This is a genomic window from Mesorhizobium sp. M7A.F.Ca.AU.001.01.1.1, assembly GCF_004022735.1.
GTDB classification, from domain to species: Bacteria; Pseudomonadota; Alphaproteobacteria; order Rhizobiales; family Rhizobiaceae; genus Mesorhizobium; species Mesorhizobium ciceri.
In genome coordinates this window covers 1-26,886 of sequence record NZ_RZPF01000008.1, presented here as the reverse complement: position 1 = coordinate 26,886, position 26,886 = coordinate 1, and the positions used below count along the sequence as shown (strand labels likewise).

General features: G+C 58.5%; 23 protein-coding genes and 4 pseudogenes. 12 read left to right on the top strand and 15 right to left on the bottom strand.

The genetic code is table 11. The annotated features are described in order from the left end of the window. The 10 genes and pseudogenes from EN884_RS01355 to EN884_RS01305 form a co-directional block, all read left to right on the top strand. Window positions 1-589: electron transfer flavoprotein subunit alpha/FixB family protein (locus tag EN884_RS01355; RefSeq protein WP_164894906.1), on the top strand; the 589-nt coding region annotated here is incomplete at its 5' end. A gap of 10 nt (window positions 590-599) precedes the next feature. Then, window positions 600-1,904 carry an FAD-binding protein gene (locus EN884_RS01350; protein ID WP_063169391.1) on the top strand — a complete coding sequence of 435 codons (1,305 nt, stop codon included), beginning with the start codon at window positions 600-602 and terminating at the stop codon, window positions 1,902-1,904. Between the two features lie 12 nt (window positions 1,905-1,916). Beyond that, on the top strand, window positions 1,917-2,216 hold the full coding sequence (locus EN884_RS01345; protein WP_024505235.1) for a ferredoxin family protein: 300 nt from the start codon (window positions 1,917-1,919) through the stop codon (window positions 2,214-2,216). Between the two features lie 255 nt (window positions 2,217-2,471). Continuing rightward, complete coding sequence (locus EN884_RS01340) at window positions 2,472-3,188, top strand: alpha/beta fold hydrolase (protein WP_063169392.1); 717 nt, start codon at window positions 2,472-2,474, stop codon at window positions 3,186-3,188. A 691-nt stretch (window positions 3,189-3,879) separates the two neighbouring features. Continuing rightward, a pseudogene (locus tag EN884_RS01330) lies at window positions 3,880-3,966 on the top strand (helix-turn-helix domain-containing protein); the annotation flags it as partial. A 273-nt stretch (window positions 3,967-4,239) separates the two neighbouring features. Then, window positions 4,240-5,721, top strand: coding sequence for a nitrogenase cofactor biosynthesis protein NifB (gene nifB / locus EN884_RS01325; RefSeq protein ID WP_063169393.1), 1,482 nt, complete (start codon window positions 4,240-4,242; stop codon window positions 5,719-5,721). 29 nt (window positions 5,722-5,750) lie between these two features. Next, a complete protein-coding gene (locus EN884_RS01320) occupies window positions 5,751-5,945 on the top strand; it encodes a 4Fe-4S binding protein (RefSeq protein WP_024505232.1) in 195 nt (64 codons plus the stop codon). A gap of 85 nt (window positions 5,946-6,030) precedes the next feature. Continuing rightward, on the top strand, window positions 6,031-6,351 hold the full coding sequence (locus EN884_RS01315; RefSeq protein WP_024505231.1) for a nitrogen fixation protein NifZ: 321 nt from the start codon (window positions 6,031-6,033) through the stop codon (window positions 6,349-6,351). Continuing rightward, on the top strand, window positions 6,348-6,560 hold the full coding sequence (gene nifT, locus EN884_RS01310; protein ID WP_024505230.1) for a putative nitrogen fixation protein NifT: 213 nt from the start codon (window positions 6,348-6,350) through the stop codon (window positions 6,558-6,560). Before EN884_RS01315 ends, nifT begins: the two co-directional genes overlap by 4 nt. Before the next feature lie 34 nt (window positions 6,561-6,594). Next, complete coding sequence (locus tag EN884_RS01305; protein ID WP_024505229.1) at window positions 6,595-7,488, top strand: SIR2 family protein; 894 nt, start codon at window positions 6,595-6,597, stop codon at window positions 7,486-7,488. A 307-nt stretch (window positions 7,489-7,795) separates the two neighbouring features. Here EN884_RS01305 and EN884_RS01300 read toward each other — a convergent pair whose 3' ends face one another. Then, window positions 7,796-8,362: a sugar O-acetyltransferase gene (locus tag EN884_RS01300; RefSeq protein WP_024505228.1), complete on the bottom strand. Its 567-nt coding sequence runs from the start codon at window positions 8,360-8,362 to the stop codon at window positions 7,796-7,798. A gap of 464 nt (window positions 8,363-8,826) precedes the next feature. Continuing rightward, window positions 8,827-9,870: pseudogene (gene nifA / locus EN884_RS01295) on the bottom strand (nif-specific transcriptional activator NifA); the annotation flags it as partial. A gap of 62 nt (window positions 9,871-9,932) precedes the next feature. Between nifA and EN884_RS38465 the strand changes: the two are divergent. Further along, window positions 9,933-10,385 (top strand): hypothetical protein, encoded by a 453-nt coding sequence (locus EN884_RS38465; protein WP_127262932.1) that lies wholly within the window; start codon window positions 9,933-9,935, stop codon window positions 10,383-10,385. Window positions 10,386-10,642: 257 nt separating this feature from the next. Here EN884_RS38465 and EN884_RS01290 read toward each other — a convergent pair whose 3' ends face one another. From EN884_RS01290 to EN884_RS01275, 3 genes and pseudogenes are all read right to left on the bottom strand, one after another. Beyond that, a complete protein-coding gene (locus EN884_RS01290; protein WP_095776081.1) occupies window positions 10,643-11,851 on the bottom strand; it encodes a beta-ketoacyl-[acyl-carrier-protein] synthase family protein in 1,209 nt (402 codons plus the stop codon). Beyond that, a complete protein-coding gene (locus EN884_RS01285) occupies window positions 11,852-12,133 on the bottom strand; it encodes an acyl carrier protein (RefSeq protein ID WP_029356603.1) in 282 nt (93 codons plus the stop codon). 1,218 nt (window positions 12,134-13,351) lie between these two features. Then, window positions 13,352-14,575, bottom strand: a pseudogene (locus tag EN884_RS01275) (IS110 family transposase). 701 nt (window positions 14,576-15,276) lie between these two features. Between EN884_RS01275 and EN884_RS01270 the strand changes: the two are divergent. Continuing rightward, entirely contained in the window at window positions 15,277-16,194 is a 918-nt protein-coding gene (locus EN884_RS01270) for a LysR family transcriptional regulator (RefSeq protein ID WP_063170390.1), read from the top strand. Window positions 16,195-16,242: 48 nt separating this feature from the next. Here the strand turns inward: EN884_RS01270 and EN884_RS01265 are convergent, their stop codons facing one another. The 10 genes and pseudogenes from EN884_RS01265 to EN884_RS01220 form a co-directional block, all read right to left on the bottom strand. Then, window positions 16,243-17,046 (bottom strand): TIM barrel protein, encoded by an 804-nt coding sequence (locus EN884_RS01265; protein WP_063169395.1) that lies wholly within the window; start codon window positions 17,044-17,046, stop codon window positions 16,243-16,245. Between the two features lie 164 nt (window positions 17,047-17,210). Next, window positions 17,211-18,272, bottom strand: coding sequence for a LacI family DNA-binding transcriptional regulator (locus tag EN884_RS01260; RefSeq protein WP_051695606.1), 1,062 nt, complete (start codon window positions 18,270-18,272; stop codon window positions 17,211-17,213). A gap of 275 nt (window positions 18,273-18,547) precedes the next feature. Then, window positions 18,548-19,831 (bottom strand): dicarboxylate/amino acid:cation symporter, encoded by a 1,284-nt coding sequence (locus EN884_RS01255; RefSeq protein ID WP_210326678.1) that lies wholly within the window; start codon window positions 19,829-19,831, stop codon window positions 18,548-18,550. Between the two features lie 392 nt (window positions 19,832-20,223). Further along, window positions 20,224-20,985 (bottom strand): sulfotransferase domain-containing protein, encoded by a 762-nt coding sequence (locus EN884_RS01250; RefSeq protein WP_063169397.1) that lies wholly within the window; start codon window positions 20,983-20,985, stop codon window positions 20,224-20,226. A gap of 283 nt (window positions 20,986-21,268) precedes the next feature. Beyond that, entirely contained in the window at window positions 21,269-22,057 is a 789-nt protein-coding gene (locus EN884_RS01245; RefSeq protein ID WP_063169398.1) for an ABC transporter permease, read from the bottom strand. 3 nt (window positions 22,058-22,060) lie between these two features. Continuing rightward, window positions 22,061-22,975, bottom strand: coding sequence for a nodulation factor ABC transporter ATP-binding protein NodI (gene nodI / locus EN884_RS01240; RefSeq protein WP_024505873.1), 915 nt, complete (start codon window positions 22,973-22,975; stop codon window positions 22,061-22,063). Between the two features lie 261 nt (window positions 22,976-23,236). After that, entirely contained in the window at window positions 23,237-24,562 is a 1,326-nt protein-coding gene (nodC, locus tag EN884_RS01235) for a chitooligosaccharide synthase NodC (RefSeq protein ID WP_063169399.1), read from the bottom strand. Between the two features lie 15 nt (window positions 24,563-24,577). Continuing rightward, window positions 24,578-25,237 (bottom strand): chitooligosaccharide deacetylase NodB, encoded by a 660-nt coding sequence (nodB, locus tag EN884_RS01230; RefSeq protein WP_063169400.1) that lies wholly within the window; start codon window positions 25,235-25,237, stop codon window positions 24,578-24,580. Continuing rightward, a complete protein-coding gene (locus EN884_RS01225; RefSeq protein ID WP_063169401.1) occupies window positions 25,234-25,824 on the bottom strand; it encodes a NodA family N-acyltransferase in 591 nt (196 codons plus the stop codon). Before EN884_RS01225 ends, nodB begins: the two co-directional genes overlap by 4 nt. 853 nt (window positions 25,825-26,677) lie before the next feature. Further along, window positions 26,678-26,886: pseudogene (locus EN884_RS01220) on the bottom strand (beta-ACP synthase); the annotation flags it as partial.

Genomic DNA, 26,886 nt, shown 5'->3' with positions numbered 1-26,886 from the left:
GTGTACGATCTATACACTAAATTACCGGCCGCAAATGGCGACGGTGCGACCAAGGGTCATGCCTATGCCGCAACGGGTGGATAAGCCGGTCGGGCGTGTCATGCGGCACAAGCTGTCGCTCGTTGAGGACGATATCGTCACCAAAGTCCTCGGCTTCCTACCGGATAACCAGTCGGCAATGGCAAATCTTGCCTATGCGGATGTCGTGGTTGCGGGAGGCCTCGGTCTCGGAGCGGCGGAGAACCTTCAGCTTGTGAAGAATCTTGCCCGAGCGATCGGCGCCGAGCATGGCTGTTCGCGCCCCTTGGTCCAGAAGGGCTGGATGCCGGCTGATCGACAGATTGGACAAACTGGCAAGACCATTCGACCGAAGCTTTACATCGCGGCCGGAATTTCCGGCGCCATCCAGCACCGAGTTGGGGTCGAGGGGGCCGATCTCATCGTCGCGATCAACACCGATCCGAACGCGCCGATTTTCGAGTTCGCCCACCTCGGGATCGTCACGGATGCAATCCGCTTCCTGCCCGCACTGACGGAAGCCTTCACCCGGCGGCTGTCGCCGCACAGTCGAGACAAGCTTGCGAGTTGAGGGAGAGGACATGATTGAACAATTCGATGCCATTGTGGTCGGAGCCGGCATGTCTGGAAACGCAGCTGCTTACACTTTGGCAAGCCAGGGGCTGAAGGTCCTGCAGTTGGAGCGCGGGGAATATCCGGGCTCTAAGAACGTCCAGGGTGCCATAATGTACGCGAACATGCTGGAGAAGATCATCCCGGACTTCCGGGATGATGCGCCCCTCGAGCGGCACCTGGTCGAACAGCGACTTTGGGTGATGGACGACACGTCTCACACCGGAATTCATTACCGGTCGGACGACTTCAATGAGGCGAAACCCAACCGCTACACGATCATCCGCGCCCAGTTCGACAAATGGTTTTCCCGCAAGGTGCGCGAGGCTGGCGCGACGGTCCTGTGTGAGACGACCGCGACGGAACTCGTCCGTGATGGCAATGGCAAGGTGATCGGCGTCCGCACAGACCGGGCTGGCGGAGTGGTCTTCGCGAATGTGGTCGTTCTCGCAGAAGGGGTGTCGGGATTGCTTGGCACTCGCGCAGGCCTGCGCGAGATGCCGAAGCCGGAGACCGTGGCGATTGCCGTCAAGGAAATGCATTTCTTGCCCGAAGAGGTCATTGGCCAGCGGTTCGGGGTGAAGGGCGATGAAGGCTGCGTAATCGAGGCCGTGGGCACGATCTCTCGCAGCATGGCCGGGCTCGGCTTCCTTTACACCAATAAGGAGTCGATTTCACTCGGCATCGGCTGCCTGGTCTCGGATTTCGCCGCGACGATGGAGAGCCCGTCCGCCCTCCTGGATGCGATGAAAAACCATCCTTCGATCCGGCCGCTGATCGCTGGCTCGGAGGTGAAAGAATATGCCGCCCATCTTATCCCCGAAGGTGGTTACAGGGCCATTCCGCAGCTATTCGGCGACGGTTGGGTCATCGTCGGCGACGCAGCGCAACTGAACAATGCCATTCACCGTGAGGGTTCGAACCTTGCCATGACCTCGGGTCGTGTCGCGGCTGAGGCGATCATCAAAGTCAAAAGCCGCAACGGTCCTATGACCAAAGCGAACCTTGCGCTCTACAAGACGATGCTGGATGACTCCTTTGTGATCAAGGATCTTAAGAAATACAAGGACATGCCAGCCTTACTCCACACCAATTCCAGCAACTTTTTTGACAGCTATCCGCGGTTGATGTCGCATGCCGCTCAGACCTTCATGCGTGTCGACGGCACGCCGAAGATCGAGAAGGAAAAGAACACCACGGCCGCCTTCATCAACGCGCGCTCGCGCTGGGGGTTGGTCAGCGACGCGGTCCGCCTGGCATTGGCATGGCGCTGAAGAGGGTACAAGATGACGATCGCAGTGACGAAGGTTCGTGTCGAGGACAAACTTTACCAGAACCGCTATCTGGTCGATTCCGGCCGCCCCCATATCATAGTGCGACCGCACGACAAGCCAAGCGCGAACTTGCTTGCGTTGACCTACGTCTGTCCGGCGAAATGCTATGAGTTGAATGACAAGGGTCAAGTCGAGATCACCGCCGACGGCTGCATGGAATGCGGCACCTGCCGGATATTGTGCGAGAAAGGCGGCGACATCGAGTGGAACTATCCGCGCGGCGGCTTTGGTGTCCTGTTCAAGTTCGGATGATCAGCCGGTGCCAAGAGCATGCCGGCAGCGAGCAACTGCGGCACACCATGAGCCTCTCCATCCACTTGCAAAGAGCTAGTGAATATTGGGTTTCGCAATTCAAGTTTCCTCGACTTGGTAGGGGTATCCTCAGGCCACGGGGCGCCTGTGCCGGACTTACCACCGGTAACGTGGTCGAGCCCCTTTGGACAATGTCCGGCCATCGTGCCGGATGGCAGCCACAACGGCCGGTGAGCAAATGGAACGGCACAATCCATGATAAAGACGTATGTGCTAGTGCATGGTGCCTGGCATGGCGGATGGTGTTGGCGGGACGTCGCCGCCAATCTTCGCAAGATGGGATGCCACGTGACCACGCCTACCCAGACAGGTGTCGGCGAACGCGCACGTTTGCTGTGCAAGGACATCACGCCCGACACATTCGTGACCGACATCGTCAACCACATTGTAACGGAAGAGCTGAGCGATGTGATCCTTGTCGGTCACAGTCTAGGCGGCATCAGCATCACCGGCGCCGCCGACCGGATACCCGACCATATCAGCCATCTCGTTTATCTCGACGGCGCCATCGTCGAGAGCGGTCAAAGTGTATTCAGCACCATGCCCCCCGACATCGTCGCCGCCCGTCGAAAATTGGTTGCGGAGGAAGGACGGGGTATCTTCATGCCGACTCCGCCGCCAACAGCATTCGGCACTCCCGAGGGACACTCGCTCACGGACTGGGTGCGGCGCCGGATAACACCGCATCCGGCAGGCACCTACGAAAGCGGACTTAAGCTCGAGCACCCGCTCGGCAACGGCAGACCCCGAACCTATGTCGTCTGCACTAATCCACTCCACCCGCCGATGGCGGGAGCGCGAGAATGGGTCGCGAAGCAGGATGGCTGGGCGTGGCAGGAACTCGCCACTGGCCACGACGCAATGATCCTCGCGCCGACGGAAGTTGCTCTCCTTCTTAGCGCTGTCGGCTGAGGAACCAAGTAGGGGGAGCGGCGGCCGATTCTCAGGCCGTGGCCTTGAGCTCTGGTGCAAGGATGTAGGCCCAACGGGTCGTTCCGGTGGCGCCACCGAAACCACTAGGCGGGAGTGGCCTGTCCTGCCGACGTCGCAAGCTTGCGAGCGTTCCGCCGCGGCCGCAGCCCGTAGCGCCGGGCAACCTCCGAGATCACCGCGTCGGCTCCAGGGTCTCGGAGATGACTCCGTGCCTTGTCGTCCATCGACCAATGCCGCCGACCAACAGCGCCGTTGATCACCCTCGAAAACGCCGAGGCTGCCGCTCAGGGTCAATCGTAAGTTCAAGTTCAGACACAAGCCGATCTCCGATCCACCTCAGAATCGGCAGGCCCACAGATCGCGGGTCCTCCTGGAAGGACACAGCGCTTACCCTTGAAATATGGAGAACCATGGCTTTGCGCCGTCGGCAGTTGAGCTGATCTCGCAATGCTATTTCCCCGGCAACGTCCGCGAGCCGGAGAACTGCGTGCTTGGCGTTCTCCTCTGGAAGGAACCAATCTTTCGGAACGTGGCAATGTCATCGACGAGCTCTCACGGGCCAGCACGATGCCGGTTCGGCGCATCGGCGCCCGCCTGAACACGAGATGGCCACTTGCGATTCTAACGATACGGCCGGACGGGGGCTGGGACCGCGGCGGACGAAGCGTGACGGCTGATCGACACAATGGAGAAGGCCGGCTGGGTTCAGGCTAATGCGGCTCGAATTCTCGGCCTCAAGCTGCGACAAGTCGGCTAGGCGATACGCCGGCATAGTATCGAGGTGAAGGAACTTCTAAGAGCCTGATGAGCCAATCGTCAGGCCAGTGGTCTTGCGCGCCCTGTGCGCGACAAGGAGTGCTTCGTGCTTCTGAACGGATTTGGACTTGCACTGTCGCAAGCAGGACAAAATTGTGTCGCGCCGGCCTGACACAATGCGATATCGACCCGAATAGTGAACTGAAGCCGCTTTTTTCAGTTGGTATGGCTCTTGCACCTTGAACCGCGACGTTACCAGCAACGGAGCCGTTTGATGTCCTCACCGACAGTTTCGATTGAGGGGCCGACTAGCACGACATCCGAGGGTCTTCTGGCAGCCGCGAAATCCGGTGGCTGCGCATCGTCTTCCTACGGCTCGTCGCCGACCAGCCCGGGCGAAGAGGATCCGGCTATTTGGGAAAGGATCAAGGATCACCCCTGCTTTTCGGAGGAAGCGCATCATTATTTCGCGCGTATGCATGTGGCGGTCGCGCCGGCTTGCAATGTCCAGTGCAACTATTGCAATCGCAAATACGATTGCGCCAACGAGAGCCGGCCTGGTGTTGTGTCTGAGAAGTTGACGCCCGACCAAGCGCTACGCAAGGTCATCGCCGTTGCCAACAAAGTTCCGCAGCTTTCGGTTCTTGGCATCGCTGGGCCGGGGGATGCCTGTTACGATTGGGAGAAAACGAAGGCAACGTTCGACCGCGTCATCAGGGAAATCCCCGACATAAAGCTGTGCGTCTCCACTAATGGGCTCGTGCTGCCGGACCATGTCGCCGAGCTTGCCGAAATGAATGTTGATCACGTGACGATCACCATCAACATGGTCGACCCGGAAGTCGGCGCGAAGATCTATCCATGGATCTTTTATGAAAATCGCCGCTACTTCGGCATCGAAGCCGCTCGAATCTTGCACGCGCGGCAGATGCTGGGCCTGGAGATGCTGAGCGCGCGCGGCATCCTCACCAAAATCAACTCGGTGATGATTCCTGGAGTGAACGACCAGCACCTGTTTGAGGTGAACAAAATGGTCAGGGAGCGGGGCGCGTTTCTGCACAACGTGATGCCTCTGATTTCGGACCCGGCGCACGGTACCCACTACGGACTCATCGGGCAGCGCGGCCCAACGGCAACGGAGATGATGGCTCTTCAGGATCGACTTGAAGGTGGCGCCAAGTTGATGCGCCACTGCCGGCAGTGCCGGGCAGATGCTGTCGGCCTGCTCGGTGAAGATCGTGGCCAGGAATTCACGCTGGACGGTATTCCCGACGATGTCGCCTACGATGCTGGCAAGCGTCAGGCCTATCGGCAGGTGGTCGCACACGAGCGCCGTGATCATGAGGCGGCGAGGAGCGAGGCCATCGGTATGGTCAAGGCAACAGACTCCGAAAAGTCGCTTCTGGTTGCGGTGGCCACTAAGGGAGGTGGACGGGTCAACGAACACTTCGGCCACGCGAAGGAATTCCAGGTTTATGAAGTCTCGCCTAGAGGGATCAGCTTGGTCGGGCATCGGAAGGTCGAGCGGTATTGCCTCGGAGGCGGGGGCGAAGACGCCATCCTCGAGGGCGTCATCGCAGCGCTCGAAGGCATACACATAGTGCTATGCGCCAAGATCGGAAATCGCCCGAAGGAACAACTCTCGCGAGTTGGACTGCGCGTAACCGACGCCTATGGCCATGACTACATCGAGACCGCAGTCAGCGCACTTTACGCGGCAGAGTTTGGGATCAGACCACTAGCGGCGACGGCCTGAGCCGTCTCGTCCGATAACCAGGAGTTAGAATGGCTTTAAAGATCATCGCATCCCAATGTACCCAATGCGGGGCCTGCGAGTTCGAATGTCCTTCGGAAGCGATCAAGTTCAAGGGCGACGCCTATGTGATCGATCCAAACAAGTGCACCGAATGCAAGGAGGCCTTCGATACGCAGCAATGCGTGTCGGTCTGTCCGGTACCGAAAACCTGCGTTCCCGCTTGATTCCTACCGAAACGGTCGGGTTCGCCGCACGACGACGCCTGCAACCCGCGACCACAACAAAAGCCTCGAGAAAGGAATGGACAGCATGTGGTCCAGACGCGAACAGGAGGTCGAAATCGGCAGACCGCCACGGTTCATGCAGGGTGAGCGGGTCCGTGCGATACGCCACATAAAAAACGACGGCACCTATCCCGGCAAGGAGATCGGCGAAAACCTCGTGCGGAAGGGCGACGAAGGCTACGTGCGCGACATTGGAACCTTTCTCCAGCAATTCTTCATCTATGCGGTCGAATGGATCGATCGTGGCACGGTCGTCGGCATGCGAGCGCGCGAACTCATTAGCCTCGACAAAGTCGAGGTTCCCTGCGGAGCTGAAGGCATTTCCAACGGGGGAACAGCCGGATGAAAGTAATGATTCGCAGGACCGCTACTGGCTTGTCGGCTTATGTCCCCAAGAAGGATCTCGAAGAGCCGATCACCGAGATTGAGAACGCTGACTTATGGGGCGGGACCGTGACGCTCAGGAACGGTTGGCGGCTCATGCTGCCCGACCTTCCGCGCGACACGCGTTTGCCGATCACCGTCGAGGCGATGAAGATTTCCGACGGGGCCTGATGCCGGTGGGTTCAGTGGCGGAGAGGAAACGCGTATGAACACGATGCTGAGCTGGGACCATCTCGTCGTCGTCCGGGGCAGTTTTGCCAAAAAACTGATTGACCTGCTGAACGGCGCTCTCAAGGCCGATCGAGTGATCCCCTATCTCGGTCCTGGTCTTCTGCAGCTTAACCCACCGGAATCCCCTGTACCTTGCACCCCTGAAGATGTCGCCGCGGCCCTCAACAAGCGGGCGCCTGCCCCTTCCAGGATTCGCACCAATATGTGGTCGGTCGCGCAGTTTATCGAGCAGCGCCGACATCGTCGGACTCTCCAAGCGTGGATGGCGGAGATATTCGCAGCCCCCGCCGAGCCGACCGTTCTTCACGCCTGGCTCGCAACCCTTCAACTGTCTGTCATCATCGACAGCTGGTACGATGGCGCCATGCGAGCAGCCCTTGCAGAGGCCGGCCAAACAGACGTTGTCGAGATACAAGGAACGACGCGCGCGACCGGAATCGGTAACATCTGGACGAGAACTTACGATTTGTCAGGAACAGAACTCGAGGCCGAACAAGTGGCTAGGACGGTGCTCTATGCGCCGCACGGCAGCGTCAGGCCGGCGGCAAACTTCCTCGTGGCTGATTCCGATTACGTCGAAGTCCTAACCGAAATTGATATCCAGACGCCGATCCCGGACGCGGTGAAGCAACGGCGCGTCAACCGGGGTTTTTTCTTCGTGGGCTGCCGCTTCAACGATCAGATGCTGCGCACATATGCCAGACAGCTGATGAAGCGCTCCACTGGCCCACATTTTGCGGTGATCGATTCGGCTACGCTGACCAGAAACGAACGTCGTTTCCTTGCCGAAGGCGCAATCACGGTCATCGACATGCCGATCCGCAACGCCGCGGCTCGCCTCGTCGGGGTCGATGCTAGCCAGGATTAATGGCCGGCGATTGCTGGTGAGTCGCTGCTTGCCTCCAAGGGCGAAAACTCAGTTGGGAATACATTCGTGAGCAGTAATGCTAGTGGCAGCACAACGTAGGCTCTGAATTCGTTGGGCCATGTGAAAGGGTCCGCTGCTGCGGGACGTGAGCACGTTGCGGCGGCATTACGCACATGATCTTGTGACCCCCGTGGCAAAAGAACTGAAGCGCCCGAGTCGCGACAACATATGCAGCGCTCAATGGCTTCGACAAAAATTCGGCACAGTTTCGACAGTTCGCATGCACCTCCAGGGTCAACGAGGTTGATTATGCCTGTTTATGTGGGTCGGCCACGCGAGCAGGAATTCCCACTACCTTTGCCCCGGCGGGAACATCTCGTGTGACCACGCAGCCAGCGCCTACCACTGCATTATCACCAATCGTGACGCCAGGCAGAATGATTGCTCCACCGCCGATCCAGACACGGCTGCCAATGTGAACAGGACGCCCGACCTGCAGGCCGGCCTGCCGCTGCTCGGCATCATGTGGATGATCGGCGGTATAAATCTGCACAGCAGGCCCAATTGCCGTTCCTTGCCCGATTTTGACCTCTACCACGTCAAGAATAACGCAGTTGAAGTTGATGTAGGCATTGGCTCCAATGCGGATATTGAATCCGTAGTCGCAAAAAAAGGGCGGACGGATGACCGTTCCGCGCCCAACCTCTCCCAGCCGCTCGGACAAAAGCTCATGCCAATGCCCCGTGGTCTGCCCCAGCGTATCATTGTACCGCTTGAGCCAAGCCCCGGTTGCCAACAGGTCAGCTTGGATCTCCGGATCCGCCGCATTGTAAAACTCGCCTGCGAGCATCTTTTCTTTTTGGCTACGCATCATAGTCTCCCGTCAGGTCGTGTCCCGTACAGTGATGCAGGAACGCACATCAAACTGCCTCGGCAACTTTGTAACTCGATCTTGCCGGGCGCGCGGTCGGTCACGAGCCGGGGCGACAGTTTCGTCTCGACCAACTTCCAAGAATTTGGATATCGGAGATCAACCGGTCGCAGGGGCCAATACCTGACGAAGTCGGCAACTGTCCAGCGGTCGAACTCACTTTCATGCCCATCTCAGATTGCGTGATATCGAGCGGTAAGCCATCAGCTAATGTATCGACCAGGTCCCGCCAGAGGATTACTCCTTTTTAGTTTGTCAGTCGCAGAGCCCCAGTACGACTGGTGGTAGAAAGCACACGGCCGGAATCTTGGCAGCGCTGTTCACACCCACTTCGTAAGCCTGGCCGATGGGCTCGGCGCCAGAGCACCAATGCTTGACCTGCTCCAGCTCTTGCTCGGCGGGTTGTTTCAGAGACGCTTGATCTCGATACCGCGTTTTCTCAGCACGTAGCCGATCTGGCGCGGGGTCAAACCGAGCAGGCGCGCCGCCTTTGCCTGCACCCAGCCACACTTTTCCATGGCAGCAATGACCGTATCGGCATCGGGCACCCTACCACGAGTCGTGGCAGGGCCTATCGGCGCTTGCCCGTCGCCGACGGGCGGGGCGGCACAGGCGGCGGAAGGCTCGATCGTAGTCGACTTCTCTGACGTCGGCTGTCCGTTCTTCCACAGCGCCGCGGCCAAGCACTGATCCGCGTAACAGGCAAAGTCAGTTCTGAGGATTGATGGACCCGTCGCCAGAACTGCCGTCCGTTGAACGCAGTTTTCGAGCTCTCGGATGTTACCTGGAAATTCGCAGTTCATTAGCACCTCAATCGCTTCGGGAGCGAAGGTCAGCGTGTGATCATTCTCAGTATTGAAATTCTTGAGAAACTGAGCGGCCAAGAGCGGAATATCACCTCGCCTTTCGCGCAATGCCGGCACGCGTAAAGTGACGACGTTGATGCGATAATAGAGGTCTTGCCGGAACTCCTTGCGTTGAACTGCCGTTTCCAAGTCCCTGTTCGTTGCGGCAATCACGCGAACATCAACTTTAATGGTGTGGTTGCTGCCGACGCGCTCAAACTCCTGCTCCTGCAGGACACGCAGCAGCTTAGCCTGGAACGAACCTGATATTTCGCCAATCTCGTCCAGAAACAATGTGCCTTTGTCGGCAGCCTCAAAGCGCCCCTTGCGCAAACTGCTCGCGTCGGTGAAGGCACCCTTCTCATGACCGAACAAGTCAGATTCCAGAAGCGTCTCGGTGAGCGCCGCGCAATTGACCTTGATGAAGGGCTGCTTGGCGCGAGGCGAGAGCTCGTGAATGGCTTTGGCAACCAGCTCCTTGCCGGTTCCGGATTCACCTCGCAACAGGACCGTAGTCTTCGCCTTGGCCACCTTGACAAGGTGCTCACGCAGCTTGCGCAGCGCCTGACTATCGCCAAGCATCTCCTTGCTGATCTTTTTACGTTCCATTTGGCAGCCCATCCCACTCCGCCACCCGCCGGTAGAACTGCACTGGACGGTGAGCTGTGTTGTATTTCGCCATCATCATTCTCGATCTCACCTTTGTTGCTTCGAAATTTCCGGCGCGCGGACCCCCTCGGCAAATGGCAATGGCGCCTGAGCATCGTTGTCTTTCACCAGGACGAGCGTCTTCTCCTCCGTGCGGGCGCCCGCAATATGCGCGCTTGTTTGCGCAGGCCTTTACTCGACCGGTCGCCGTTCTGTCCGGCTTCTGCCGCACCGCAGCCTGCAAACCCATCCTTGACAAGAAAGGAGGGGAGTCAATCGAGCTCTCCTTGCATTCGTGCAAGGAAAATTGTCAGTTTGATAGAATTCTATCAAAACGGCAGAAACGCCCCGCCCCCAATTTGGCTGTACCTGCGGCGTTCAGCTTACGTGACGACATGTGCGGACTTGTCCCAATTGCCGTCCGAGTTGTGCGGGAAACAGTAGCCGCTGCGCTGTTCGCTTCAACCGCGTGATGCCGCTGACAGTAGAGGCGGCGGCTCGTCGAGCGAGGCTTCATTGTTCGGCTACTAAAGCGGCTGTGCTTTGGTGGGAGTTGGTTTCGCCCAAGTTCTGGGCCTGGGGGCGTCTAGCCCGTTTCGCCGCACAGGCTCCTCCCACATCGTCGAGGCCGAGAAGGAGGGACCCCACAGCCCTCCCTGTATCACAATGCCCCGCCCCTCAAGCAGCTAGATACGACAGGTGACCTCGAATGAGGCGTCTTGCATGGCTTCTACACCTGCCTGAATGCCAGAACTGCGTTCGTACCGCCCATGGCGAAGGCGTTGCTCATGGCGACGCGCACCTTGCGCTCGCGCGGCACATTGGGTGTGATGTCGAGGTCGCAAGCGGGATCTGGCTCGCGATAGTTGGCGGTCGGCGGCACGACGTCCTCTTGGATTGCCATCACGCAGGCGATCATTTCAAGCGCGCTCGCTGCGCCGAGGCAATGCGCGTGCGTGGACTTGGTGGAAGAGATGGACATCGAATAAGCGTGGTTTCCAAACACACGCTTGATCGCCGCCGTTTCAGTCTGATCATTGCTCTTGGTACCGGTGCCGTGCGCGTTGAGATAGTCGACGTCCTCGGCATTCAGCCCGGCATCGGCAAGGCAGGCGCGCATCGCCGACGCTGGCCCCTCGACAGATGGCGCGGCAATGTGGAAGGCATCGGCGGAAAGGCCGACGCCGGCGATCTCGGCAAGAATTGTGGCACCACGCCTCGTGGCATGCTCGTAGCTTTCCAGCACGGCCATGCCCGCACCCTCGCCCAGCACCAGGCCCTTCCTATCGGCGGAGAAGGGCCGGCAGGTATCGGGTGAAAGCACGCGCATTGCTTCCCATGCTTTCAGCACGCCCCATGCGAAGGGTGCGTCGCTGCCTCCGGAAACCATTACGTCGGCCCGGCCCAGCTTGATCTGGTCCACCGCCGAGGCGATCGCATGGTTGGCCGAGGCACATGCGGAGGTCACCCCGAAGACCGGCCCGCGCAAGCCGAGGCTCAAGCTAAGATGGACGGAAGCGGCGCTGGGCATCACCTTTACTCCAGTGAAGAGTTCAGCACGGATTGCGCTACCCAAAAGCAGTGAGCGGTAAGTTTGTTCTGTTGCGTACGAACCGGTAAATCCGACGCCCACTGTCGCGCCGAAGCGATGGGCATTCCCCTCGTCGCAGGAAAGTCCGGCCTGCCGCATGGCTTCGCGCGCTGCAAGCACGGCGAGCAAGCTGAAGCGGGCCATGGAGACGAGCTGCTTGCGATCGATGTCGTGCTGGGGCAGCGCCTTGATCTCAGCGCCGGTCATGCCCTCCAGGTCATGAAGCTCGGAATTGGCGATCGGGCCGATGGCGGAGCGGCCTTCGCGCATCTCTTTCCACATAGAGGCGGCCTCGGTGCCCAGTCCGCACAGGCCGCCCACTCCGGTGATAACGACGCGCCTGTCCATTCAAGCCTCCTTCGCAAGCAAGCCGCGGACGGCTTCCACGACGTCGCCGACATTCTTGAGATTGGACCAGGCATCGGCCGTGTTCATGTCGATCTTGATGCCGTAGGCCTGCTCCACATCCCAGAGGACGTCCGCCAAACCCAGCGAATCGAACCCGAGCGCGTCCAGTTCCGTGGCGATTGTTATCTCGCCGACGAATGACGCAGGCATTCCCTCACCGCTCTCCGACTCGGCGCGTTTCTTGATCAGGGCAATGACGTCCGTTGCGAATTGATCGGCCATTCTGTTTCCTGTCTTTCTTTCCCGCGTTTCGACCTGGACGCGGCTCAGTTCCTGAGGCGCGCCGCGTCGCGAAAGCCATCACGCTTGGGCAACTGACAAAACCCAATGCTCATAAAGCCGGATCAGGTCCGGCCGGTGTGTGGCGTAGGTGCAGTATGACGATGTGAGCCGCTACACGTGCGCGTCTCCCGGTCTGTCCATAGGCTCGGAAGAAGTCGGACAGTTTGACATGGCCGGTCAGTTGCAACTCCCTTTCCCAGCACTCCACTGCCCGGTAGAGCGCATGAAAAATCTCCTTTCGGGCGGTTTCTTAAGACGCTCGCCACGCCATGAGGCAGTGGGGGCATCGGTGTCCATCAGGTGCTTCTGCCCATGCAGGATTCCAGAACATTGATGAAATCGTTTGTTTCGATGAAAGGCATCCACACTTTGGATGGTTGACCACGCTTTTCAAAGATCGTGAACTACATCTCCTCGTTGTGCTCGACGCACTCCGGACAAGTAACCTCATGGGCGCGGCATGCAGGATTAACCGAGCCCAGCCGGTCATGAGTGCGGCCGGCGCTCGGCTGCTCGATTTATTTGCGCGATAAGCTCGCGACCATGTCCGCGGAGGTATTCAAACTTAACGCTGCGTCCGGGAGCTCTTGCCCTCCAGTTTGCGACGCTCCCCCGCCCATCCAGTGATCGTTTATTTCGTCGGATAGTTTGACCCGGCTCTACCGAATCGCCGCTTCAGGATCATTCTTTCCGATTTCGTCACGCTCGTATTTCTGCCGCGTCCTACACCGATTGGGCGCGAACAAAACTGAGCGCCTTGGAACCCGAACCCGTGCGTCGTGACCGGGAGCATCCGGGGCGAACTCATCCGCTCGGGGGCATCGCATCACCGGACGGCGACAGGCACGGTCGACCGGCATCTCGGCATCGGCTGGGAATTCGTCCATGGTCTGCATTGGCGACGACGCTTCCTGAGGCCACGTAGCCCTTATGCCAAGCTGGGCGCCCGGGTCGAGCGCGTAATGACGACAATTGCTTCGCTGCAGGTCAAACGCTTTCCGGGCCACCTGCAAAGTCTTCACCCGGCCGTACAGCGCCCAAGACCACTGATGTGATCGACAAGAGCCTTTTTGATAAATCTGCGCTATTCTCCTGTCGCGCACGGACGACCGCGTGGCGAAGAGCAGGGTCCGAGATGAGAGCCCTGCCGCGCAGCTTCTATCGTCGCGCCTCGTTTGCGGCATCCGTGCCTACCCTCTTCGGACCTCGTGGGTTCCAACCGGCGACGAGGCGTGCATAGGCGCCCTCGGCCTGCTCCACCCAGCGGCGCTCTTCTTCCCGGTGGCTCTTTATGTTGTAGGCGTGCGCTCCCTTTTGGCCGCGCACAGCCTTGCTCCCGGCCTTGAGTTCCACATCGCGCAAGCTTCTTGGCATGCAGGGAGGGTCGAGCCCACGCGTAACTCTCGCCCTTCTCAACAGATGACAGATCACGACAGAGAGTTTGCGTGCGGTTGCCACGGCCGCGACATGCTGTCCGCGCCGGGCTCGCACGCCGCAGGGAGAAGGCTCGCAACGGTCCGGGAGCACGAGCGGCCGCCCAGGCCGCCTCGACGAGCATGCCGCGCGCATGACCACGGCCCTGCTTGGTGATCCGCCCATGGTAGGCCGGACCTGGCCGGACTGCTGGACGCTTGGGTTCAACCCGAGATAGGTCACGAGCTTCTGCGGATCGTCGAAGCGCGACACGTCGCCGATCGCCGCCCTTCATCGCCAGCGCGACGGTGATGTCGACGCCGGGAATGGTCATCAGCCGCTTCACGCCTTCATCCTCGAGAGCCGAGCGGACAAGATCGCGTTCGATGACCTGGAGGTCTTCGCCCAATCGGTCGAACTCGCGCAGATGCCCATCGATCGCGAGGCGCTCGTCCTGCGGTACGACCTGCTCGATTAACCAGGTCCGACCCTTGGCGCCGCACAGGTCAGCATGCGGGCAGGACGGATCAGGTGGCTATGAAGGATCGACTGGATGACGCTCTTCAATCGAGATCTCTGTCGGACAATCTGATTGCGCCGTGTCACCTGTCGACGCAGAGCCTGCGTCGGCTCGTCCGCAATCCAGACTTCTGGCAAGAAGCCGCTGGCATAGAGCTGCGCAAGAACGTCGGCGTCGATCGTCGTTTTGATCTTGGCATAGGCAACGATAAACACCTGTTTCGGCTTGGCGATCCCCACCTTCTTCACATGCGGCGCAACCACAGCTGCAGCGGACGTCGCGTTGCCGGTGGCCTCGATCACCCCGACATCGTTCGGCGACAGCTTCGCGGCGAACGCCGCCAGCAGATCGCGCCGCATGTCGACGCGGCCGAGTCGCCTGAGCCTGCCCTCCTCCCATGCCACTGCTTCGGCGAAGGCGCGGTGAATATCCAGTCCGATGATAAGCATGCCCGTTCCTCCTTCTTGGCTCGGTCAAAGACGGGAGCTGGCGGGCAACACGACATCTACTGATCCGCGCTCGCAGCGCATCCGGGAAAGTCGCGAGGGGCGGCCATGTAACGAGCTCGGGCTCTCAGCCCACGGTCTATTGACGGCCTGCCTGCACCTTTGTGCTCCCGGTGCCCCACGTCCCGGATGGGCTCACCATAAGGGCGTTCCAAAACAAGAACAGCAGGACGAGAAGGCACCACAGATCACATACCGGATAGCGGCAAGGCCAAGCGCTTCGTTCAGATAGGCTTGCGCCAATGGGCTTAGGCCGAGCCTACAACAGCTCTCAAAAACGCTGCCGGACTGCTGCATTGGCTCGCCGATACAATTGGCACAGGCCTCACGGCAGCTTAGGATCAAACCGCCCATCAGTCGCCTCGGACTGGAAAGGTGCACCCTATTAGGTTCCACGCCTAGCTAGGTCGGGGCCGCCGAAGACGCTGGTTGATAGACCGGCGCCATCGGCCCGGCGTTTCAAACTGCCAATCTCTGACCTGCACAGTACGAACGATTGCTCGCTTCGGCAGATCACGCGGCTCATATGTCGGACCTTAACGTCATCCATCATAAACTTTTTGCGACAAAAGATTGCAAGAATGCTAAATTGTTAAAGTCGTTTGTTTCGGTTAAAGGCATCCATCCCATGGATGGCTGATGACATGCGTTTCAAAGGACTTGATCTAAATCTCCTCGTTGTGCTCGACGCACTCCTGACGGAGCGTAATCTCTCGGCGGCGGCACGCAGGATTAACCTGAGTCAGCCCGCCATGAGTGCGGCCGTCGCCCGACTGCGCGATTATTTCCGCGATGAACTGTTTACGATAAGAGGTCGCGAAAGATTTCTAACCCCGCGTGCGGCAGCATTTGCCCCCGCAGTTCGCGACGCTCTCCAGCACATCCAGTGCTCGATTATTTCTTCGGATCCGTTTGACCCAGCTCGAGCCGATCGCCTCTTCAGGATCATTCTTTCCGATTTCGTCACGCTCGTGTTTTTCGAAAAGCTTGTGGAGCGTATTTCACGGGAAGCCCCCGCCGTCAGCTTCGAACTGCTGCCTGTCGACGATAGCCCCGATGAGCTTCTCCGGCGCGGTGACGTCGATTTTCTAATTCTACCGGATATGTTCACGTCGAGTGTGCATTCAAGCGTTGCGCTGTTTGACGAGAAGCTCGTGTGCGTAGGCTGTCCCACAAACAAGCAGCTGCCACAGCAGCTTACATTCGAGAGATACATGTCGATGAGGCACGTCGCGGTCAGGTTCGGGCGTACGATGAAGCCGTCTATCGAGGAATGGTTTTTGCTTGAGCATGGCCTTAAGAGACGTGTCGAGGTCGCCGTGCAGGGCTTCAGCATGATTCCACCTATGGTGTCCGGCACAGCTCGTATAGCGACCATGCCCTTACGGCTGGTCAGGCATTTCGAAAAAACGTTCCCCCTGCGGGTTATCGAACTTCCGCTGCCATTTCCCACATTCACCGAGACCCTCCAATGGCCGGCCCTCCACAATAGCGATCCGGCAAGCATCTGGATGCGGGAGATAATGATACAGGAGGCATCTCGGATGGCTGCCCCGCTGTGAACCCACGGAAAATTCAGGCGCACCTATAGTCACTACTCCTGTCACCATCTACTTTGACGACAATAGCCCTCGCCGGATAAAGTCGATGCTGGCGGCAAGTGCGCCTGCGAGATCGTCCAGAGAATGGACTTCCTCGACCAGCTCGAATGAGAAAGGTCCCGCGTAGCCGCCATCCAGCAGCGCCTGAATCTGGCTGCCATTGTCGGAACCTGCAAGAAAGCGATCGGGGTAAATCCAGAAGGTCGGGTCGTTTACGCTTGAAATGTGCACCAGGCCGGTAAGCTCGCAGAACAGGCATGTCTCCCCGGCCAGGGTGTGGTGGAACGTGTCGTGCACGAGGCGAAAGACGGACTGGCCATCAACCGCGGCAACGGCCTCGGCCGCTTCCTTCTTTGATCGAAGCGAGCAGGTTCGGAAACCCAGCGGCTCGATGAGACCGATCAGACCCCGCGACTGGAGGATTGGCTTGATCTCGTTTAGAGCGAAACGAAGATTGTCCTGGCGCTCGCTATTGGTGGGCCACGAGCTGCGGTTGGCCGGCACCAACACGAGCGTCTCCGCCCCGCACGCCGTCGCATAATCGGCGAGGTTGCTTGCCTCGGCCTGACGCGTTGGAGTCCAGTCGTTGAACCGCTGCAAGGCGTTGACAGAGATGATCGTGACGCCCGCTTCGGTAGCGGCCAACCGAACGTCCGCAGCCGGAATGCCGCGTGCGACAGGATTGCTGAAATGAGGGTAACGGATTTGGACGTCGGTCAGGCCTTGGTCACGGGCAAGCGCGAAAAGCGCACTGACGTCAAGGCGGGGCGCCGCCATGTGATCGAGTGCAAAGCGGGGCGATACCTGGCGCATTGCTTGACTTTCCTTCCATGAAGCGCGGCTGCCATTTCGGCATCCGGCTTCTTTCAAGACGGAACCACGCCGGTTCACAGATCGGACAGAGACGGCCGAGTCAATCGAGCTTTCCTTTCATCGGTGAAAGGAAAATGGGCGCTCATGATAGAAATCCATCAAGGTCAAATATTTTCCGGAAGATAAATGTCGAACGGCAGAAATGTCTGCCCCGGGCTCTCCGCGACGCCGGCTTTGATGGCCCGCTCCATTGCCATTATCAGCTCCTGGCAAAGTCGGCGCATTGGCGTGCCGACCGCCATCGTCAAGATGTCATCCGCAAGCGCCCCACGTGACTGCGGCGTCATTTCACTCACGATCGCGACGAGATCCTGACCGCTCCCCTCTTCTCGGAGCGCGGAAATTGCCCCCTCTATCCCCCCGCCGGCCATATAGAAGCCGACGAGCTCTGGTTCCCGCTGCATAAGATCCAGCAATTTTTCGTAAGTGAGCTGCCGTTCATCAAGGTTCACGAGCGCATCAAGCACCTCGAATTTTGGCGCGTTCTCACGAAAATACGCACGAAAGGCCGTTTCCCGCGTCGCATGCGCCTGGAAGCGATGGCTTCCGACAAACACCGCCACCTTGCCGGGCCGTTTTGCGGCCTTGGAAAACACCCAAGCGGCAGTCCGTCCGACCTTGCTGTTGTTGAGGCCGATGTAGCCCTCGCGCACGCCATCGGCGAAGTCGGATAGCAGCGAAAATACCGGGATACCTTTCGCCTTGAGCTCCTCGACTGATGCTGTGATTTTCGGGTGATCGGCCGCCACCATGGCGATCGCCTGGCAGCGGCTCCCAAGGTCCTTAAGAAGCGGGAGCAGGTCACGCGGCAAATGTGACTGCGCGAACTCGATGATCGGAAGGCCGTGGAAGGATTTAGCCATACTGACCGACTCTTCGATCTTGCGAGCGAAATCTTGGTAGAAATCGTGGGTAGGTTTTCTCAAGATGAAGCCCAGCTTGTAGTGCGGCAGGTGCTGCTGCAAGCGCTGTTTGATGAGACCGGCAGCATGATAGCCGATCGCGTGCGCGGCCGCATGGACCCGCTGGGCGGTCTCCTCTCGCACCGGAAGGCGGACGTTCAGAACCCGATCGACTGTTGCTACGCTGACTCCGGCTTCGCGGGCGAGATCGGCTATTGTGACGCGCTTTCCCCTAGCGATTCTGATCGGCCGGTCCTCCATCATCCGGTGCGCTCCCGCGACGGCTTGGGGCGGCAAGCTGAAATAGTTCCCCCACCCCGCGGATAGCGCATTCGACGAACAGCGCTCCATGCGCACCCAGATGAGTCTCCGTGAACCGTTCGTTTGCTTAGGGGCTTCATGGTGTTGTATTACTCACTGCGTTAGTACTCTATTTCCAGCGCTCTTTGGAGGCTGGCAATTCGACTGTTGTGTCAAGGCCGCTACTTACACGTCGCGCTGTTGCGATCTTGCTTGCGGGGAGCCAGTTTGATGTAACCCTAACCGCGGAAAGCGGTTTCCATCCGTGACTGGTCCAATTCGCCTTCCCAGCGAGCGACAACGAGCGATGCCACCGCATTACCGACTAAATTCGTCAGCGCGCGGCATTCCGACATGAAGCGGTCCACGCCAAGAATTAGAGCCATTCCGGCAACGGGAACACTCGGCACGACAGAGAGAGTAGCGGCCAATGTGATGAAGCCGGCGCCGGTGACGCCTGCCGCACCCTTCGAGGAAAGCATCGCAATTAGCAGCAGGAGGATCTGATCGGCAATTGACAAATCTGTGTTCGTCGCCTGGGCGATGAAGAGGGCGGCGATCGTCATGTAGATATTGGTACCGTCCAGATTGAATGAGTATCCAGTAGGGATGACGAGACTTACGACCGAACGGGCGGCGCCGGCCTTCTCCATCTTCTCCATTAGCGAGGGCAGCGCGGCCTCCGAGGAGGACGTTGCCAGGACAAGCAGCAGCTCGTCCTTGATGTAGCGGACGAGAGAAAAGATCGAGAAGCCGTTGTAGCGGCAGACCGCGCCGAGAACCCCGAACACGAAGAGGAAGGCGGTAAGATAGAACGTCGCGACCAGTATCGCGAGGTTGGCCACCGAACCGATTCCGTATTTGCCGATCGTAAAGGCCATTGCGCCGAAGGCGCCGATGGGTGCAGCCTTCATCAGAATGCCGACGAGCTTAAAAATGGGGGCGGTAAGCGCCTGGAGAAAGGTAACGACCGGCCTGCTCGTCTCTCCGGTCATCGCCAAAGCAATGCCGAACAGGACCGAGAAGAACAGGACTTGCAGGATGTCGCCTTCCGCGAAGGCACTGGCAATCGTTGACGGGATGATGTTCATCAGGAAGCTGGTCACGGACTGCTCGTGAGCCGTGGCCACATAGCCCTTAACGGCTTGGACATCGAGCGAGGCCGGATCGATGTTGAGGCCGGCGCCAGGTTGAACGATATTCGCGACAATCAGTCCGACAACGAGTGCAAGTGTCGAGAAGGTGAGGAAATAAACCATCGCCTTGGCGGCAACTCGGCCGACCTTCTGCAGATCGCTCATGCCGGCAATGCCGGTCGCAATTGTCAGGAAGATGACAGGTGCGATAATCATCTTGACGACTTTGATGAAGGCATCGCCGAGCGGCTTCAGGCTCTGGCCGGTTTCCGGATAGAGGTAGCCAATTGCGGCTCCCAGGACTATGGCGGCAAGCACCTGCACGTAGGTCCGGGCAAAATGGGGCTTGCGGGGCGCTGCGATCGCGCGGGGGACTCTTGGAACCAACACCGTTTCTCTCTCCCTGACCGGATCGGGGTGGGGGCTCCTCCTTCTCCCATGCTGCGCTCCGGTCGAGCGCTGCTGTCATCTCGGAGCAAGCGCCGTGCCAACTGGAGGCCTGTCCCGTCCAGCGAGATTGGTGCGGGTTGCGCACTGGAACCCTCCACCTTTGCCGGAATTTGCACTCAAGGCTCGCCAAAGATCGCGTCTGAAGAAGTGCTTCGCCAGAGAGGGAATTGACCAGGTCGCCTTGCGGCCGTGTCTTTGATGTCTGCCGCAGATCGACTGCCGGCCGATATCTCTGTCGTCTTGGTGACTTTGGTTTGTCAGTTTTGCGACGGAATGCGCGCAAACTGCAGGATATCCTACACGCCCATCAGAGCACGCGGTACAAGCGATTAAGCGTAGGAGCGCATTGAATCTCCGAGGTCAAAAAATCTTGAATAAGGTCCCCGTGCGAAGTGAATCCGCAACTCGTCAAAGTTCTCCACCGTTTGATCCAGCGGTCGCGTTTCCTGGCGCTGCAGGATGGCGTTATCTGATGGCTCAAGCGCTGGAACGCCCAGGAAATCCCAAACCGCTCCCAGGCATTGGGCAGGTTCGTGAAGTAGGCTCTCGTATTCCATTACAAGCAGGTTGGTCGACGTGAAGGAGTCCATAACGCGAGCGTGAAAATCGTCGGCGGCTTTGAAATAAGCCTCACAGTCGGCGATTGACAACCTGACGCTCGGTGGCCGAGCGGTATCGTTGTCCCAGCTGAACTTCAGCCAGTGACCGCTTTCCCTGGCCTGCACAAAGGATCGGAGCGATTCCAATACGTTTCGGCGAACAACAAGGATGACCTTGAGTGCTGGCCAACGAGCCAGTTCCGCAAAGAATGCGGGACGCTCGCGAAACTGAGGTTCATTGATCTTGCATCCAAGATGCGTCACATTCTTGTAGTCGCGCATAGGGCAGCGCACATAGGCAAGCTCAAGAAGCTCGCGATCCGTGCCTAGCAGGCGATCAGTGCTGGGCCAATTGGGATCATATTCGTTTAGCAACTCACCGTTACTCAAAACGGTCGGATGCTCGTTTAGCAATTCTTCTAAATAGTGTGTTCCGGTCCTTGGCATAGCAAGGATCACAAAAGGCTCAAGAGTTGCTTCGTTGTGGGTCATTGCATGTGTATCCAACTAAATAATGGCCGCGACGGTCTGTGGACGCGCACAAGAAGCTTGGCTGCTATCGATTGAACGCTCCGGGTGGGTCCGCGCCTCACCATCCAGCCTGTTCTTCGAGGTGTGGTCGCGAAGCTGGGCGGGTGCCTGCAGCGGCTGGGTGGCGCCCGGCTTCGGCGTTGTACCACTCGCGATTCCTAGCATACGCATGCCTCCGGGCCGCTGTGGGCAGTTTGCATCCGGCATTGCGGACCTCCTTCTGGTTAATGGGTGTAAGCAAGCGTCAACGCATTAGTCGTCGATGAAACAGTCCAGCCGACAGAAAAAAAGGCAATACAGCGAACATGCAAAGTGCGCCTATATGCAGCCCTACATTGTCGCCCAGGCGGCCGAGCATCACCGGACGGATTAGCTCGATAGAATTCGCCAGGGGCGAGAAGGCCGCAATCTGCTGAAACACTCCTGGCAATTGGCCGACTGGAAAAACCGCGCCCGAAAGGAACAGCATGGGTGTGATGACAAGCGTCTGATAGAAAATAAAATAGTGATAACTGGGCGCGAGCGCGATGACGAGCATGGCCAGGCTCGCAAAGGCGAATCCGGTGAGAGCGACGACCGGTAGCACGTAGAGAACCGACGTCCACGCGGCATAACCTAGCGCGGCCGCAACAATCGCAATTGTCGTACCGGCCAGAAAAGCCTTTGTGGCTGCCCAGGTCAATTCACCGAGAACGATGTCGCCGAGGGTAAGTTGTGTGTGCAGGATTGCTTCCCAAGTGCCCTGATCGCGCATTCGACCGAAAACCGCGTAAATTGTTTCGAAGGTTGATGCTGTCATCGCGCTCGTCGCAACCATGCCGGCTGCCAGAAAGGCGATGTAGGATGCACCTTCGATGCGGCCTACCAACAGTCCAAGGCCAGTGCCGAGCCCGAAAAGGTAAATCATCGGATCAGCAAGGGTGCCGAGCATTGAAGCAAATGCCACCTTCTTCCATGCCAGATGATTGCGGCGCCACACCGCCATCCAGTTCCAGGCGTTGGCGGGTAGAGCGGCCGCAAAACGTTCACCCATTGCTCACTTCTCCATCTCACGTCCGGTTAACCGCAAGAAAACGTCCTCCAGACTGGGTGGACGCTCTAGAATACGCAGACCCGCTCGACCGCGAAGCTGGATGCGCACATCCTCCGGCTCAGGCGCATAGCAAAAGAGCGTCTCGCCGCTTACCTCGACACGCTGAACGTACGGTCTGATCAGCGAAATCAGCTCCTGTGGATTACCGCCGAAGATCTCGATCACGTTGCACCCAATGTACTCGTCGATCAGCGCATGAGGACTGCCCTCGGCGATCTTGCGTCCCCGCTCGAGAACACACAGCCGATCACAAAGCCGCTCAGCCTCTTCCATGAAATGGGTGGTCAAAATGATCGTTTTTCCGCTCGCCAGCAGGAAACGAAGTCGCTCCCAGATCAGATGGCGGGCATGCGGGTCGAGGCCGGTCGTGGGCTCATCCATCACAAGCAACTGGGGGTCGTTGATCAGAGCACGTGCCAGCGTCAGGCGCCGCTTCATCCCGCCGGATAGCAGGCCGACACGTGAATCCGCCTTGCTCTCAAGGCGAGCGAACTCGAGCAGCCGTGGGATGACGGCGTTGATCTCTCTTGTACTCATGCCGAAGTAGCGCCCGAACACCAACAGGTTCTCACGTACCGTAAATTCCAGGTCGAGATTGTCGAACTGCGGGACCACGCCTATGCCCTTGCGGGCCAAGCGGCTGCGTGCCGGCACTGGTAGACCGAGGACTGTTATATCACCCGCGTCAGGCCGGGTCATACCGAGGAGCATACGCGCAATCGTGCTCTTGCCTGCGCCGTTAGGCCCCAGCAGACCGAAGCACTCTCCCGATGCAACGGTGAAGGACAGCCCGTCCACAACGAGCTTGTTTCCGAATAATTTGGTTACGCCGGTAAGGTCGATTGCTACATTGGACATGCGTCTATCTCAAGCGGAATGAGTCCGATTGGCCACCGGCAGCTTACTTGCGAATTCTGGTTCAGAGCAGGCCACCGCCTTGAGATGACACCTTTGGAAAGTCGCGGCCGGAGCGACGTGTGTATCGCTTCCGCCAAAGAATAACGTCAAGATGCCACGTGTCGCTTCCACATAGTCCCCGTTCTGACCATAGGTAACTCGACAAGCTTCACCCCGTGTCGACTGACACAACTTACTCGGTCACTCGGCGCTGCAAGGCCGTCAGACTTCACTAGCTGTGAGCGAAAGATCTGCAGTATGAAGTGACTCCGCAATTCCAGAATTGCCCGCAGCATTTGCTCCGCCAAGCGGCATCGCGCTTGTGATTTCCTTTGTGCTGCTGTTGGGCAGGGGAACACTTTTACGCGACAGCCAATCGCTATTGCTCAATGTACACAGGGCGTAAGCCTTCAAGGGGATCAACAGGAATATCCTGATTAACGCGTGCATTGAATAGCCGATGAATCGAAGCTGCCGAGTGCGGAAAGATAACACCGTAGATCTGATTATGGTCATCGTGACAATAGCCAGCACCGTCCACCAATTTACTGTATGTGAAAATAGTAACTCACCGAGCGCCGTTACTACCGCGATGCCGAGCAACAATGGGCCGAGATTCTCTCCCATCACATCCAAAGTTAGATAGCGATCCAGGCCACGCAGTAGACCTCGCGCAAGCATCGTGTCCCGGAAAGTGCTTCGTGCCCAGCGGAGTTGTTGGCGCAAATAAGGTCCCATCTTGTCCGGAACGACTGTCGCCGCGACGGCACCTGGAACGTACTCGGTTCGAAAGCCTGCTTTCAGCATGAGGATCGTAAGATGACGGTCTTCACCGAAGTCGCTTGGTTTCCCCCTGAACAGCTGCGTCTCGTATTGATCCAGCAGAGAAAGGAGACAAGACCGGCGGTACATTGCACATGGGCCGCAGCAGCACATGACCGCACCAAAGCGACCTTGCGCCGCGCGCTCCTCATTGCAAGCCAGCCAGTATTCCATATCGATCAATCGGGTCAACCAAGTGTCGCTGCGGTTGTATGCCGTCAGCTGGCCCATGGCCGCTCCGACCATGGAATCCCGCATTTTTACTGCAAGCTTCGTGATGACGTCGGACGCAAGTGTCGTGTCAGAGTCGACGCTGAGCACGAAATCTCCAGATGAGCGGCGGATGGCGGCGATCTGCGCCTTGCGTTTGCCAACATTTTCGCGGAGCAGAATGAAATTGAATCTCGGGTCGCCCTCGTAGGCGTGATGTACCGGGATGACGGCATTACGATTTCCAGAACCGTCGTCAACCAGATAGACCTGAAATGTTCCGGAGTAATCTTGATTTGCAATGGAAGCTAAACACGCCGCGAGTGTGCGCGGGTCCTCATTGTAGCAGGGGATAATGACATCCACGCTCGGCCAACGGTCGGATCCGAACAAGCTTTCCGACGGCGGCGTAACATTTTCCGGTTGGGAGTAGACCGCTTGCATGCCTCTGTAAACAGTCGAGAGCACCGCATAAGACGAAACGGCAACAGTACTGGCTGTGGTGAGAAGGTCCATAGGATCTCTGTTTGTTCAGGGATGTTGAGGAAGTGATCGGATTACAAATCCGCGGCCGTGCAATTCTGGAATTAGGCGTGACAACGCTGTCACCGTCTGGTCGCGCAGACTGGCTTGATTGCCTGGTTGCAATTCGTCGGGAGCGCACCCGTCGTGCAACAGCACGATTGCGCCCGGCCGGATATCGGCGAGCACTCTGTCGACGATGGCGTCAACGCCGGGGCGAGACCAGTCGCGTGGATCAATGGACCAATGGACGGGCGCCAATGCCTCACCCGCTAATGCAGCGATTACTTCTTCGGTCCAGATGCCATAGGGTGCACGAAAGTACCGAACCATGGCCTGCGGGCAAGCCATCCCTATGACTCTGTTTGCCTCAACTATCTGGCAGTCGACTTCGACGGACCCGCATTTAGCTAGGTCCGGATGAGTCATCGTGTGGTTGGCTATACCGTGGCCGTCTGTAATAATTCGGCGAACGAGTTCCGGCTCGTCGGCCGCGTAGGCCCCAACAACGAAGAAGGTCGCCGGCACCTGATGTTGCGCCAGCACATTGAGTATCTGCGGTGTGAAAAATGAATTGGGACCGTCGTCAAACGTCAGATAGACGCTGCGCTCTGCAATGCGATCGGCATTGTCACTCTGCCCTTCGCATATGTAGTCCAGAGGCTTCATAGTTCCGGACCGTTCCGGTCGATCAGGGTACCAGACGGCCACTCGTCCATCGAGCGTCCGATCGGCGAAACCAACACGAGTACGTCTTCCAGGCGCGTGGGCGGCAGGTCGGGATGCACATCTGGACGGGTCGACCGTACGCGAACGCCCGACACAATGTTCGCGAGGCCGGCTCTGCAGAATCTTTCGACATGGTTTCGCAGCGCGTGCCGAACCGTGCCGAAAGCGAATGGAACACCCAACTGATGGAGCACTGGGTACGCCACGCGCATCGAAAAACCGATTCCGAGCCCTTCAAGATCCGGACGAACCGCGTACAGGCCCAATTCAGCGACGATCAAGTCGACCTCGCCAACTTTGATGAAGCGCCGCAGCATGCCGATGTGAGCCGCTACCCCATGCGCGTCGTAGCCGATTGCGCGGAATTCCGGCCTCGCGCCGGCCCAACTGCGGCCGCCTTCGAATGGCTCCGCGTTGAAGGCGCCAGTCCGTCCATAGGTCTTTCGAAAAAAGTCGGAGAGTTCGACATGGTCGGCCAGTTGCAGCTCATTTTCCCAGCACAACTTCCACTCGACATTCGGACGCATGGAAGACCTCACCTTGTAGCTGTCTGGTTGAGATAAATGTCCAAGCATTGATTAAATAATTGGCGTCGCGCCAACGGGGCGTAACTTGTGGGGACCGCCGAAAGACCAAGCCGCAATGCAGATGCGACTGACTTTGTACGCCCCGCACACCAGATGATGCTCCTCAGATCCAACGCAACCATCGGAACTACCTATCTTTCCAACTTGAAGCGCTTCTATGGGACCTGCAGCAAAAACGGTAAAATCCTTTGTTTAGATGAAAGGTATCCACGCTTTGGATAACTGGGCGAATGCGTTCCATATGGCTGGTCAATTATCGTCGTCACGCTCGAGGCACTTCTGACGAAGCGCAAAGCTCACGCCCGCGGCACGCGCGGCCGTTGCCGGGCCGCGCGATTATCTCCGTAAGAGCCGAGTGGAGCTCAGACACGACGATTGATCAGAATCTGATTCGCGGGTTCAGTATCTCTTTCGTGTATCCAGCTCTGGGCTGTCCTTTGGCGGGAGTTAGGTTCGCCCAGGTTCTGAGCCTGGGGCGTTGGCCCGTTCGCCGCGCAGGCTCCTTCGCACATCGTCGAGGCCGAGAAAGAGGGGCCACACAGCTCCCCCTGTACTTTCCACCACCCGACACCAGCGCTCACCCAGGGCGCCGGCCTTGCTCACCTCAACGGATAGCGCACTCGCGCCGCTTCACGATTAAAAGAATTCTACAAGCAAGATGCCTGTTTGATCGAGAGACGTCCGCTGCCAATTCCCGCATCGCAGAGGCAGCCAATAGCGCTCGCTTTACATAGTGGTCCGGCAAGCAGCTAGATACGACAGGTGACCTCAAATGAGGCGTCTTGCATGGCTTCTACACCTGCCTGAATGCCAGAACTGCGTTCGTACCGCCCATGGCGAAGGCGTTGCTCATGGCGACGCGCACCTTGCGCTCCCGCGGCACATTGGGTGTGATGTCGAGGTCGCAAGCGGGATCTGGCTCGCGATAGTTGGCGGTCGGCGGCACGACGTCCTCTTGGATTGCCATCACGCAGGCGATCATTTCAAGCGCGCTCGCTGCGC

What these genes read in the sequence shown, in the direction of transcription:
- EN884_RS01285 (WP_029356603.1), bottom strand. Translation starts at nt 12,133, where the DNA reads ATGGCCGATCAATTCGCAACGGACGTCATTGCCCTGATCAAGAAACGC.
- EN884_RS01340 (WP_063169392.1), top strand. Translation starts at nt 2,472, where the DNA reads ATGATAAAGACGTATGTGCTAGTGCATGGTGCCTGGCATGGCGGATGG.
- EN884_RS01300 (WP_024505228.1), bottom strand. Translation starts at nt 8,362, where the DNA reads ATGATGCGTAGCCAAAAAGAAAAGATGCTCGCAGGCGAGTTTTACAAT.
- EN884_RS01265 (WP_063169395.1), bottom strand. Translation starts at nt 17,046, where the DNA reads ATGCGCCAGGTATCGCCCCGCTTTGCACTCGATCACATGGCGGCGCCC.
- EN884_RS01245 (WP_063169398.1), bottom strand. Translation starts at nt 22,057, where the DNA reads ATGGGTGAACGTTTTGCGGCCGCTCTACCCGCCAACGCCTGGAACTGG.
- EN884_RS01345 (WP_024505235.1), top strand. Translation starts at nt 1,917, where the DNA reads ATGACGATCGCAGTGACGAAGGTTCGTGTCGAGGACAAACTTTACCAG.
- nodB (WP_063169400.1), bottom strand. Translation starts at nt 25,237, where the DNA reads ATGAAGCCTCTGGACTACATATGCGAAGGGCAGAGTGACAATGCCGAT.
- EN884_RS01305 (WP_024505229.1), top strand. Translation starts at nt 6,595, where the DNA reads ATGAACACGATGCTGAGCTGGGACCATCTCGTCGTCGTCCGGGGCAGT.
- EN884_RS01250 (WP_063169397.1), bottom strand. Translation starts at nt 20,985, where the DNA reads ATGACCCACAACGAAGCAACTCTTGAGCCTTTTGTGATCCTTGCTATG.
- nodC (WP_063169399.1), bottom strand. Translation starts at nt 24,562, where the DNA reads ATGGACCTTCTCACCACAGCCAGTACTGTTGCCGTTTCGTCTTATGCG.
- nifB (WP_063169393.1), top strand. Translation starts at nt 4,240, where the DNA reads ATGTCCTCACCGACAGTTTCGATTGAGGGGCCGACTAGCACGACATCC.
- EN884_RS01270 (WP_063170390.1), top strand. Translation starts at nt 15,277, where the DNA reads ATGCGTTTCAAAGGACTTGATCTAAATCTCCTCGTTGTGCTCGACGCA.
- EN884_RS01225 (WP_063169401.1), bottom strand. Translation starts at nt 25,824, where the DNA reads ATGCGTCCGAATGTCGAGTGGAAGTTGTGCTGGGAAAATGAGCTGCAA.
- nodI (WP_024505873.1), bottom strand. Translation starts at nt 22,975, where the DNA reads ATGTCCAATGTAGCAATCGACCTTACCGGCGTAACCAAATTATTCGGA.
- EN884_RS01290 (WP_095776081.1), bottom strand. Translation starts at nt 11,851, where the DNA reads ATGGACAGGCGCGTCGTTATCACCGGAGTGGGCGGCCTGTGCGGACTG.
- EN884_RS01315 (WP_024505231.1), top strand. Translation starts at nt 6,031, where the DNA reads ATGTGGTCCAGACGCGAACAGGAGGTCGAAATCGGCAGACCGCCACGG.
- EN884_RS01350 (WP_063169391.1), top strand. Translation starts at nt 600, where the DNA reads ATGATTGAACAATTCGATGCCATTGTGGTCGGAGCCGGCATGTCTGGA.
- EN884_RS01260 (WP_051695606.1), bottom strand. Translation starts at nt 18,272, where the DNA reads ATGATGGAGGACCGGCCGATCAGAATCGCTAGGGGAAAGCGCGTCACA.
- EN884_RS01320 (WP_024505232.1), top strand. Translation starts at nt 5,751, where the DNA reads ATGGCTTTAAAGATCATCGCATCCCAATGTACCCAATGCGGGGCCTGC.
- nifT (WP_024505230.1), top strand. Translation starts at nt 6,348, where the DNA reads ATGAAAGTAATGATTCGCAGGACCGCTACTGGCTTGTCGGCTTATGTC.